This window comes from Fervidibacillus halotolerans (assembly GCF_026547205.1).
Lineage (GTDB): Bacteria > Bacillota > Bacilli > Bacillales > Caldibacillaceae > Fervidibacillus > Fervidibacillus halotolerans.
Map to the genome: position 1 here is coordinate 2,138,543 of NZ_CP106877.1, position 12,786 is coordinate 2,151,328.

7 protein-coding genes are annotated in these 12,786 nt (G+C 39.1%); 3 read left to right on the forward strand and 4 right to left on the reverse strand.

The window, feature by feature from the left end; genetic code table 11:
* Positions 1–228 precede the first annotated feature (228 nt).
* Positions 229–1,425: an N-acetylglucosamine-6-phosphate deacetylase gene (nagA, locus tag OE105_RS10265; RefSeq protein WP_275420089.1), complete on the forward strand. Its 1,197-nt coding sequence runs from the start codon at positions 229–231 to the stop codon at positions 1,423–1,425.
* A complete protein-coding gene (gene nagB / locus OE105_RS10270; protein WP_275420090.1) occupies positions 1,422–2,183 on the forward strand; it encodes a glucosamine-6-phosphate deaminase in 762 nt (253 codons plus the stop codon). The genes nagA and nagB overlap by 4 nt, the downstream gene beginning before the upstream one ends.
* A gap of 203 nt (positions 2,184–2,386) precedes the next feature.
* On the opposite strand, the gene OE105_RS10275 is transcribed toward nagB, so the two are convergent.
* The 4 genes from OE105_RS10275 to OE105_RS10290 form a co-directional block, all read right to left on the reverse strand.
* A complete protein-coding gene (locus tag OE105_RS10275; RefSeq protein WP_275420091.1) occupies positions 2,387–3,460 on the reverse strand; it encodes a DUF4097 family beta strand repeat-containing protein in 1,074 nt (357 codons plus the stop codon).
* Positions 3,461–3,760: 300 nt separating this feature from the next.
* Entirely contained in the window at positions 3,761–6,625 is a 2,865-nt protein-coding gene (uvrA, locus tag OE105_RS10280) for an excinuclease ABC subunit UvrA (protein ID WP_275420092.1), read from the reverse strand.
* 376 nt (positions 6,626–7,001) lie between these two features.
* Entirely contained in the window at positions 7,002–8,981 is a 1,980-nt protein-coding gene (gene uvrB, locus OE105_RS10285; RefSeq protein ID WP_275420093.1) for an excinuclease ABC subunit UvrB, read from the reverse strand.
* 328 nt (positions 8,982–9,309) lie between these two features.
* Entirely contained in the window at positions 9,310–10,566 is a 1,257-nt protein-coding gene (locus OE105_RS10290) for an L-lactate MFS transporter (RefSeq protein ID WP_275420094.1), read from the reverse strand.
* A gap of 974 nt (positions 10,567–11,540) precedes the next feature.
* Here OE105_RS10290 and OE105_RS10295 point away from each other — a divergent pair.
* Positions 11,541–12,743, forward strand: a complete 1,203-nt coding sequence (locus OE105_RS10295; protein WP_275419523.1) for a transposase — start codon at positions 11,541–11,543, stop codon at positions 12,741–12,743.
* Positions 12,744–12,786 lie beyond the last annotated feature (43 nt).

Sequence of the window (12,786 nt, forward strand, 5' to 3'; positions counted from 1 at the left end):
ATTCCCCTGACTCGTTGTCTAAATTTAAATAACACTTTAGGGATGTCTTTTTCTATTTTTTTCAACGAGGTCCGGTTCCACGATAAACTTCAATTCCATTCTCAATACTAAAAATTGTAACATGTTTTCTATTTTAGCCAAACTATATTTTCCAGTTCCTCATGAATTTTTCTTTTTTTTATATTATAATGAAAACGAATCTATTCTATCAAAAAGCAGGTGACCATAATGAATCGATTCCATGAACCATTTGTTTTAACAGGAAATGTATGTACAGATGGAAAAATGTTGGAAAATCAATCGATTTTAGTAGAAAATGGAACCATTACTTCAATAGGAGATAAAAGTTCCATCCCCGCCGGTTTTAACGGAGAAGTCATCAACATCCCTTCCCCCTACGTAATTGCACCAGGTTTCATCGATATTCATATTCACGGGGCAGGTGGAGCCGATACGATGGATGCCACCGATGAAGCGCTGGAAACGATGGCAAATACGTTAGTCAAAGAAGGAACTACTTCTTTTTTAGCGACGACAATCACGCAAAAAAAAGAAGCGATTGAAAAGGCCTTAGAAAATGTAGCCACCTATATGAAGGAAAAGAATTCACCAGGGCAGGCGGAAATCTTGGGCGTTCATCTAGAAGGTCCTTTTATTAATTCTAAAAGGAAAGGAGCACAACCGGAAGAATATATTCTGGAACCGTCCATCGAACAATTCGACCGTTGGCAAGAAATCGCCTCTGGAACGATTAAAATCGTTACGATGGCTCCAGAAAAAGAAAACGGACTTGATTTTGTTAAACATTTAACAAATACCGGTGTCATTTCTTCTATCGGACATAGTGATGCAAATTATTCCGATGTCGAAAAGGCCGTACAGTCCGGTGCATCCCATATTACCCATTTATTCAACGGTATGAAAGGGCTACACCATCGGGAACCGGGAACAGCAGGCGGAGCTCTTTTGCTCGATGATTTAACCGTAGAAATCATTGCCGATGGATTCCATATTCGTCCGGAAATGATTGATTTAGCGGTTAGACTTAAGGGGCTTGATCGGGTAATATTAATTACGGATGCAATGCGGGCGAAATGGCTACCTGATGGGGAATCGGAACTCGGAGGGCAAGTCGTCATTGTTAAGGATGGAAAAGCGACATTGACGAGCGGTTCACTTGCTGGAAGCATATTAAAAATGAATCAAGCAGTGAAAAATATTATGGATTTTGCTCAGTTATCCTTGCCTGAAGCTGTTAAATTAGCAACAGTTAACCCTGCGAAAAAAATTGGAGTTGACCATCGAAAAGGATCAATCGAAATCGGAAAGGATGCAGATTTTGTAATTATCGATGAACAGATCCAACCGATTATGACGATCACAAAAGGTACCATCGCATTTAAAGGAGTTGAGGGGAAATTTTGAAGTTAATTCAAGTACGTGATTACGAAGAAATGAGTAAGAAAGCTGCAGACATTGTCATTTCTTACGTAAAAGCCAATCCGAATGCCGTTTTAGGGCTGGCAACAGGCTCTACACCAACAGGCTTGTACAAAAACCTAATTGAAGACCATCGAAAAAACGGAACGAGTTACAAAAGTGTACGAACATTTAATCTCGACGAATACATTGGTCTTGACGGCAACCATCCGCAAAGTTACCGGTATTTTATGGATGAACATTTATTTAATCATATCGATATTTTGAAAGAGAACACATCCGTTTTAAATGGGAAAAGTGAAAATCCGGAAAAAGAATGCGAACGTTATGAACAAATGATTCGAGAAGCTGGAGGCATCCACATCCAAATTTTAGGTATCGGGCGAAACGGACATATCGCCTTTAACGAGCCTGGAACGCCATTTACAAGCCGCACTCATATTGTAAAATTGGCCGAAAGTACACGGCAGGCAAATTCCCGATTTTTCCAATCTTTAGATGAAGTACCGACCCATTCCATTACGATGGGTATTGAAACGATTATGGAAAGTCGAGAAATCCTTTTGTTGGCATCTGGCTCTTCAAAAGCTGAACCGATCCGCAAACTATTTACCGAGCCGATTTCCGAGTCCTTTCCTGCATCAATATTAAGAAAACATCCTAATGTTATTGTCATCGCCGATCAAGAAGCGTTAAAGGATACAGATCCAGAAGTGATTAAAGATTATTTAATGAAAGCGTAACGGTTTTTCATAAATCAACAATGATAGAAAAAATGGGGTTCAAGTGGTATATCTTGAAACGCCCATTTTTTTTTGATTTAAATGATTGAAACAGATGCTGTTATTTTTCCAATGCTTTACGTTTTTTCAATCGATTCAGTTGTTCATGAAAGGAAAATACAATCCTTTACGTATTTAGAAGGGCGTTTTTAACAAGAATCAACTTACAATGGTTGAATAAAAATCGAACCGGTTTTCGCTTCCGCATATAGCTTCAACATTTCAGAAGCATCGCTCACCTTTTCGAATACGAAGAGCTTCGATACGAAATCCTTTCTCAATTGCTTTACAAGGATATCGGGAAAATCAACTTGGAGGTTCCCAAGATGGGATTTTAGTTCCCCATAAATGCCTATTTCCGTTGGCAATTTTACGTATACTGAACCGGTTGTACTCCGAATTCGCGCAGTTTCCATATCGGAATTTTTCACGGAAGTCATGATCGTTCCTCCAATCGTTTCCACATCCAACTTTTTGAATTTTCCATCGATGTTTACTTTTCCATTTACAGTTTCCACATCGAGTTCTCCAAAGTCCCCATCAATGATCGTTACTTGCCCGTTGACCGTTTCCAAATCTCCCTTTCTACCTGAGCACGATGCCAGTCGAACTTTCCCATTCGCTGTGTTACAATCCAGTTTTTCCGCCTGTAATTGTTCACAGGTAATCGGACCATTGATCAATTTCACATTAATTTTCCGATACATTTTTTCTGGGATATAAATTTTTGCATTCACCTTCATAAATTTATCCTTTGATTTAAAAAATAAAATCTCATCGGATTGGACAAATTCAATTTCCTTTAAAAATTTTTCTTTTCCCTTTTCTGGGTTGTCTTCCCGATATACTTTCCCTTGACATTCGATTCGAACATCCGTATGATCCCAAACAGAAACGGTCACATCCCCATTCGGTATATCGATATAAATGTTCGTAAACTGTGAGTAATTTTGTTGGAAAACGTGGGATACCTCCACAGAATGATAAAAATCCAAGTCCATTTCTTTAACTTTGCTTACTGCCTGTTCAAAAATATTAGCGAGTTTGTTGGTGGCTGTTTTAAATTTATTTTCCTCTGTTTCCGTAAATTGTTCCTTCTTCAAAAATTCCGTTTCCATGGTCGTACATTTTTCTTTCTGCTGGCCTTCATCTAAATTTTCCAATAGTTTCATCGCTTCTTCCACGCTTAATTCCCCATTTTTTACCCGTTCTAAAATTTGTTTCCTTCTCTCTTCCATGAATCGATCCCTTCCTTTCTTCTTTTAAAATAATTTACTCTTATTTTATTATTACGACATTTTCAAAGAAAAAGTTTCAAAAGGAGTCAAGTGGGTCAAGGGAGTGGGCCAAGTGGGTCAAAAGAACCGAGTGGGTCAAAAGAACCGGAACCTTGTCCCACTTTATAAAAAAAAGGGGGGCGGTCAAGCAGTCGATTTTTTCAACTTGTAGACGCCCCTTTAAATAAAAAACACCCATTTATGTTTATAATGCTTCGTTTTTTCCGCAGATCTTACCGTTCTACACGGCTCTTTTATTCTTTACGTCGCCGATATTTCCTGTACCAATTGTTTCATTCGTTCTTTATCCCGCTTCAATATTTTCTTTAAGTATTGCCCAGTGTAGGAATGTTCCTTTTCCGCAATTTGTTCAGGGGTACCTTTTGCAATGACCGTTCCTCCCCGATCGCCACCTTCAGGACCGAGATCGATAATGTAATCCGCTGTTTTTATCACATCCAAGTTATGTTCGATGACAACGACCGTATCCCCGTTTTCCACTAACCGTTGCAATACATCTAAAAGTCGATAAATATCATCGACGTGAAGACCTGTCGTCGGTTCATCCAAAATATATAACGTACGACCATTCGATCGACGATGCAGTTCGGATGCTAATTTAACCCGTTGTGCTTCCCCACCGGATAAAGTCGTTGCCGGTTGACCTAATTTCATATAGCCAAGGCCAACATCATAGAGGGTTTGTAATTTCCGTTTAATTTTCGGGATGTTCGAAAAAAATGCCAATGCATCCTCAACGGTCATATCTAACACTTCCGATATATTTTTCCCTTTGTATTTCACTTCCAACGTTTCCCGATTGTATCGTTTTCCGTGGCATACTTCACATGGAACATATACATCCGGTAAAAAATGCATTTCAATTTTTATAATCCCATCACCACGGCACGCTTCACAACGTCCACCTTTTACGTTGAAACTGAACCGTCCCTTTTTATATCCGCGCACCTTCGCCTCATTCGTTGAAGCATATACATCCCGAATATCATCGAAGACACCGGTGTAAGTGGCCGGATTCGAGCGGGGGGTTCGACCGATCGGTGATTGATTAATATCGATCACTTTTTCTAAATATTCAATGCCCTTTATTTCTTTATGAGCTCCCGGCTTTATTTTTGCCCGGTGTAAACGTTGCGACAAAGCTTTATACAAAATTTCGTTCACTAACGTACTTTTTCCTGATCCGGATACACCGGTAACCGCGATAAAGGTTCCTAATGGAAATTTCACTTTAATATTTTTTAAGTTATTTTCCTTCGCACCAACAATTTCTAAAAAATGATCGTTCCCCTTTCTCCGCTTGTGAGGAACTGGAATGAATTTTTTCCCGGATAAATATTGGCCAGTAATCGACTGTTCATTTTTCATGACTTCTTCCGGGGTCCCTGACGCAACAATTTCACCGCCATGGACACCTGCTTTCGGACCGACATCAATTAAGTAATCAGCTGCTAACATCGTATCTTCATCGTGTTCGACAACAATTAACGTATTCCCAATATCCCGCATATGTTTTAATGTGGCTAACAATTTATCATTATCCCTTTGATGGAGACCAATCGATGGTTCATCTAAAATATATAAAACACCCGTTAATTGGGAACCGATTTGGGTCGCCAATCGAATCCGTTGGGCTTCCCCACCGGATAATGTCCCAGCTGATCGACTCAAAGTTAAATAATCGAGTCCTACGTTTACGAGAAATCCGAGCCGTTCTTGTATTTCCCGTAAAATTAAACGGGCGATATTCCTTTCCTTTTCCGTTAACTCCAAGTTTTCGAAAAAGACTAATGCTTCTTTTACGGATAAATCGGTCACTTCTCCAATATGGAGTCCACCTACTTTTACCGCTAGAGCTTCCTTTTTCAACCTATATCCTTTACAAGCCGGACAAGCATGTTGAGTCATATATTTTTCCATTTGTTCCTTTACATAATCGGAACTAGATTCCCGGAAACGCCTTTCAATATTTCGAATGACTCCTTCAAATTCAATATAGGCATCCCGCACCATGCCCGTATCGCTTTCATAATGGAAATGAATTGTTTCTCCATTGGAACCGTACAATATTTTTTCCAATTGATGTTCTGGAAGATCCTTGACCGGTGTGTCCATATCGATTCCATAATGATCACACACACTTTTTAAAAGTTGGGGGTAATATTTGGAACTAATCGGCTCCCACGGGGCAATGGCATTTTCGTTTAGCGATAAATTTTTATTTGGGATAACAAGATCTAAATCAACTTCCAATTTCATCCCTAGACCGTCACAGGTTGGGCATGCGCCAAAGGGACTGTTGAACGAAAACATGCGCGGTTCCAATTCCCCAATGGAAAAACCACAGTGGGGACAGGCGTGGAGTTCGGAAAATAGCAACTCTTCTTCGCCGATGACGTCGATGAGCACCCGTCCGCCTCCGAGTTTCAATGCTGTTTCCAACGAATCGGTTAACCGGGCAATGATTCCTTCCTTAATAATAATCCGATCGACCACCACGTCGATGGAATGTTTTTTATTTTTATCCAGTTGGATTTCTTCACTAATCTCCCGCATTTCCCCGTCAATTCGTATGCGAACGAATCCTTGCTTCTTTATATCTTCTAACACTTTTACATGGCTTCCCTTTCGTCCGGATACGATCGGTGCTAAAATTTGTATTCTCGTCCGCTCAGGATATTCAAGGATCCGGTCAACCATTTGTTCAATCGTTTGAGAGGTGATTTCAATCCCGTGATTCGGACAAATCGGTCGACCAATTCGTGCATATAGCAACCGTAAATAATCGTAAATTTCCGTTACCGTTCCGACAGTAGAGCGAGGGTTTCTGCTCGTCGTTTTTTGATCGATGGAGATGGCGGGGGACAGTCCCTCAATCGAGTCGACATCTGGCTTATCCATTTGTCCAAGGAATTGACGAGCATAGGCACTTAACGATTCCACATATCGCCTTTGTCCCTCGGCATAAATTGTGTCAAAGGCGAGGGATGATTTTCCAGATCCAGATAAACCGGTGAGAACAACCAGTTGATCCCGGGGGATTTCCACGTTAATATCTTTCAAATTATGTGTTCGTGCGCCCCTTACAATAATTTTATCTTTCATATTTTACCTTCACCTTTCTGCTATCACCTTACAAAGGGATTTACATTTTTTATAAATCGGAATCCGTTGATGGAAAAGACAACTGTTCCGTTTTTTCAAAGCCATTAAAAATCAACGATAATAAAGCAGACAACAGATCCTTGAAATGCTCTTCGTCGCAAGATTTAGACGTGCGGTGTTTTTTAGACGTTGAATCTTTATGGATGATTTTTTATCACAAAAACGGGACAAAACTTCATTCATTCATGTCGCATCCATTTAGAAAATGACCTTTTCCTTATAAATTCATTTTGGTCAACGATAATCATTGATATTAAAAGTTAAATCCATTATCCTTCTCAAAAATCGGAATATAGATCCTTGTAACAATCAACGGTCAATCTTCAGCTTTTAATTCCATGACCAAATCCCTTAACTGAGCAGCTCGTTCGAAATCAAGTACCCGTGCAGCTTCCTTCATTTCTTTCTCGAGTTTGACGATTAGTTTTTCCCGTTCCTTCTTCGATAATTTTCCATATTGATCGGAAACGGTATATTCCTCTTCTTCCTCCGCCGCATGAGTTGCCCGAATGACATCGCGAATTTCTTTTTGGATCGTTTTCGGTGTAATCCCGTGTTCTTTGTTAAATTGTTCTTGGATAGAACGACGTCTTTTCGTCTCTTCAATGGCCACTTTCATCGAATCGGTAATTTTATCCGCATACATAATGACCATTCCGTTTGCATTCCTAGCCGCTCGACCGATCGTTTGAATTAAAGAACGTTCCGAACGGAGAAAACCTTCTTTGTCGGCATCTAGAATGGCAACGAGGGAAACTTCGGGAATATCTAATCCTTCCCTTAACAAATTAATTCCGACGATTACATCGTATTTCCCGAGACGCAGATCACGGATAATTTCAATTCGTTCCAATGTTTTTACTTCAGAATGTAAATATTGAACTTTTATGCCGACATCTTTTAAATAGTCGGTTAAATCCTCTGCCATCTTTTTCGTCAAAGTCGTAACGAGTACCCGTTCATCCCGTTTGATCCGTTCTTGAATTTCTCCAATTAAGTCATCGATTTGACCTTTGATCGGGCGGACATCGATAATCGGATCGAGTAAACCCGTTGGTCGAATAATTTGTTCCACCATTTCCGGACAATGTTCCAATTCATAAGGACCCGGTGTCGCTGAAACGTAAATAATTTGATGGATATGTTTTTCAAATTCCTCAAAGGTAAGCGGGCGATTATCTAAGGCAGAAGGTAAGCGAAAACCGTGATCGACCAATACTTGTTTTCTCGAACGGTCCCCGTTATACATGCCGCGAATTTGCGGTAAGGTCACGTGGGATTCATCGACAATGATGAGAAAATCATCGGGAAAATAATCTAATAATGTGTATGGCGTCGCACCTGGTTCCCGTAGCGTCAAGTGTCTAGAATAATTTTCTATCCCCGAGCAAAAGCCCATTTCCCGCATCATTTCCAAATCGTATCTCGTCCGCTGTTCCAATCGTTGCGCTTCTAACAATTTATTTTGTTCCCGTAGTTCTTTTAGGCGTTCTTCCAATTCCTTTTCAATATTTTTAATCGCAATTTTCATTTTGTCTTCCCTAGTGACATAGTGGGATGCGGGGAAAATGGCAACGTGTTCCCGATCACCGATAATTTCACCGGTCAATGCATCCACTTCCCGAATTCGATCGATTTCATCCCCAAAAAACTCGACACGGATACAATGTTCATCGCGAGAAGCAGGGAAGATTTCCACCACATCACCGCGTACTCGGAACGTTCCCCGCTGAAAGTCAATATCATTCCGATTATATTGGATATCAACTAGCTTTCGTAACAATGCATTTCGATCGATTTCCATGCCAGTGCGAAGAGAAACGACCAATTCCCGATATTCATCAGGTGAACCTAATCCGTAAATACACGATACACTGGCAACGATAATCACATCTCTACGTTCAAACAAAGCGGAAGTCGCAGAATGACGCAATTTATCAATTTCATCATTAATGCTTGCATCCTTTTCAATATACGTATCCGTCTGTGGTACATACGCTTCCGGTTGATAATAGTCATAATAACTGACGAAATATTCGACCGCATTGTTTGGGAAAAACTCCTTAAACTCACTATACAATTGCCCAGCTAATGTTTTATTGTGGGCGATGACGAGGGTCGGTTTATTTACTTCCTTAATAACGTTGGAAATGGTGAACGTTTTTCCCGTACCTGTTGCTCCGAGCAGGGTTTGGTGTTTTTTTCCCTTTTTTATACCTTCGACAAGTTTTCGGATCGCCTTCGGTTGATCTCCATGGGGATCAAATTTGGAAACGAGTTCAAATTTCTTTTCCATCCACATCGACCTCATACTTTCTATGTAAAATATGAAAAATGACGATGAAAGGAAAAGATGAAAAAACCTTTTCCCACCGTCGAACATTCTCCGTTCATCATTCATTTATTCCCATTTTAACAAAAAGAATTTAAAAGCTCCAGTAATTTACGAACGAACATTCGATTTTGGGTCCGGTTCCTTTGACCCACTTTAATGGGTGTGGGTCCGGATTGAACCAAAAGAACCGGAACCTCGGCCCAATGTAGACAGGAAAAAAAATAGTAGCACGATTTGTATATAACAAACTCGTACTACTATATTGGTCTTTCCAATATTCTTCTTCATATTAAGCAATGGAAGAGACTTTTTCTTTATTAATTGCTCGAATTTGCTTTACATTTAACTTCATAACCATCGATGCGAATAAAGCGAGAAAGAGTAACACTGCAAACACATAAAACGTCATATTATAACTAGAAGTCGCATCCAATATCGACGCAACAATCATCGGTCCAAAAATTCCTGCACAAGACCAAGCTGTCAAAATACAACCGTGAATCGCCCCAAGCTGTTTCGTTCCAAATAAATCACCGATAAAGGCTGGTAAACAGGAAAAACCTCCACCATACATCGACACAATTACATAAAGGAAGATTTGGAAAACGACTGGATTCGATATATTCGGCATTATAATAAATAGGATCATTTGAACGGTAAAAAAGACTAGGAACATATGTTCACGACCGATATAATCGGAAAAACTGGACCAAAGAATTCGTCCCAAACCGTTAAAAAAGCCCATAACCGCAACGACCGTGGCAGCTGCAGCAACCGTCATACCGACTTTATCTTGGGCAATTGGAGATGCGACGGAAATTAACATGATTCCTGCAGAAATATTAATAAACATCATAAACCAAAGTAACCAAAAGCGAACCGTTTTCGCAGCTTCACCTAATGTTAACTGGGCTAAATCATCTTTTTTCTTCTTAACGATGTTCGTTTTCCCCATATTTTTCGGCATATATCCTTCAGGTGGCCGAACGATATACGATGCACCGGATAACATTAACAAAAGGAAAGCGATCCCTAGAATGTAAAAGGTAGAAGATAGCCCTACTGTTTCCATTAACTTCGTAGCTACAGGACTTGTAATAATCGCACCTGCGCCAAACCCCATCACCGCCATTCCTGTCGCCAATCCCCTTTTATCAGGAAACCATTTGACTAACGTGGAAACGGGGGAAATATACCCAATGCCTAGACCAATTCCACCAAGAACACCATAGGTTAAGTAATACATCGGTAAAGAACCGAGCTCAACGGCTAGACCTGTACCCGCCGTACCAATCGAAAAAAAGATTGCAGCAATCGTCGCAGATTTCCGTGGTCCCCATTTTTCCACAAATTTTCCCATTGTGGCTGCGGACATACCTAAGAAAAAAATAGCAATCGTAAAGGAAAGGGTCACTTCCTTACTATTCCACCCGAACATTTCAGCCAATGGATTTTTGAACACACTATAAGCATAAACAGAACCTATAGACAAGTGGATGGCAACAGCTGATAAAGCAATTAACCAACGATTTTTTTTCAAATTCATCACCTCTATCATTTTTGTGAAGAAAGTAACATTAACATTGATAAATCAGTTCCATGGAAAGATAATATTCTTAATATTGTTAAAATTCATCCGAGTATCCGAACGAATTCTAAAGATAAAAATCATTCATTTTTTCTTGGGCTTAAATGAATCATTGTGTGAGGTTACACTAAAAAAGTTGGGCGTTTTTTTTAAAACGGAGTACATTAAATAAAATATTTTTTAAAAAATGGACTTTCCTTCAGTTCATTTTCCAAATGAGCATGATTTAGAATTGATTTGTTTTTTGAGGAAAAAACGGATAGACAATGCAATGTTACCGAAAACAACTATACCATGAATCAACGAAAAAGAGATACGAGGGATTGAACATTTTGTGAATTATATCACAAAAACAGAGCCATTTTGGGTACCAATATATGGATTTTAATCTAGTAAAAAATTATCTTACCTAGTTTTTGTTTTCCATCTATCTTTTTTTGGACGGTATATAATCTGAGATGAATATTGTTAACGTATTTACTTATTTCCAAAGGTATTTTAAAAAATGCATATAGACAAGGCTATTTGTCGTGCCCTTGTTTAAACAATCCCCATTGTTCCGATCACATATTTCTACAAATAACCTTCTTTGTTCTTGTGTTAAAATCTACCAGGCAATTTTTTTAACCCCCTAATTTCCACAGAATTCCTGTGAATTTGTGAAAACTTGATTAGAGTTACAGACGATCCGATCCCGTTTAAAATACCGAAGCTGTGAAGGGCTGAGGGAATGTTGAAAGGCAGATAGGTGCCGATTGACCGTTTTCTGACTGATTTTTTGCAACTAATTGCCTCTTTTCTTATAATGAGCATTTTGCAGATTTTTTAACCCAAGAGTTACAAGGTTTTTAACGAAATAAAAAAGGACTTCACCCCTTATTTATAGAATTTTGAAGTGACCCAAAAACAAAATTCATAAGGAGGAAGTCACTTTGTATATTCTACAAGAAAGTCTATTTTCCTTTGAAGAATTGCAAATTTTAGAGTCAAAAGAGAAATTACCGATCTTTTTTAGTGCTCTAGATTTGCGTCCTTATGCTAAACAATTGAAAAGTTCTTCACCCCAAGGGGCTGAAGGCTATTGTAGAGAGGGGATATTAAGGGCTCTTATCGCCGCCCCATTAGAAAAAATTGATACCTTCACTGAACTTCACAATCGTTTAAAAAATGATGTGCGCTTTCGATACCAATGTGGATTAGATATTAGTCGTCCTGCACCGTCTATTTCTACGCTAAGTCGGGTGTTTTCAGATCTAACTCGAAAAGGTCTGGCAAAACAGATTTTTCATGATCTCGTCTCAATTGCTCAAGATGAAGGAATAATCGATGGAAGCCATCAAGCCATTGATAGTGCTGCCATCGATGCTTATGAAAAGAAACGACCTAAGAAAAGATGTGAGCATACAGGCAATGCAAATTGGGGTGCTAAGTTTGATTCATTTGGCAATAAAATTACTTGGTTTGGTTATAAGATGCACCTTTCAGTTGATACCAAAAGCGAATTGCCGATGGCAATTGAAGTAACCCCCGCTCATATGAATGACGGAGATGTTGCCCCACAATTAATTGAGCAAGTCAACCAATGTGTAAAAACGAAAATCGAATATTTGATTATGGATGCAGGCTATGACCAACTGAAAAATTACGAATCCGCCAAGAACATTGGGGCACAAGCAATTATCCCATTGAATTTGCGTAATGAAAAAGAACCTCCAGCAGGAATCGCTTCAAATGGAACCCCACGTTGTTCTATGGGATATCATATGACTTATTGGGGATCCGAAAAGAATCAACTTAAGTTTAGGTGTCCCCATGCTACTGGAAAAGTTGATTGCCCTTTGGGCATGACTGCATGTTCTTCTTCCAACTATGGGATGGTTGTAAAAGTAAACACTCTTAAAGATTTACGAAGATATTCGATTCCTCATCGTGATACAAAGCGTTGGAAAGAACTATATAATGAACGAACGAGTGTAGAACGCTGTAATTCAAGAATGAAAAGTTATTTAACCGCAAATTCTTTACACATAAGAGGAATTGAAAAAGTAAAAACCCATATCTATTTAAATGCAATTGTGTTAATAGCTTCAGCACTAGCAATGAACAAGCAAAGTAGAAAGCAAATTGCTATTTAAAAATAATAAAAATTCATAAATTCTGTAAGTATGCTCAAATTTG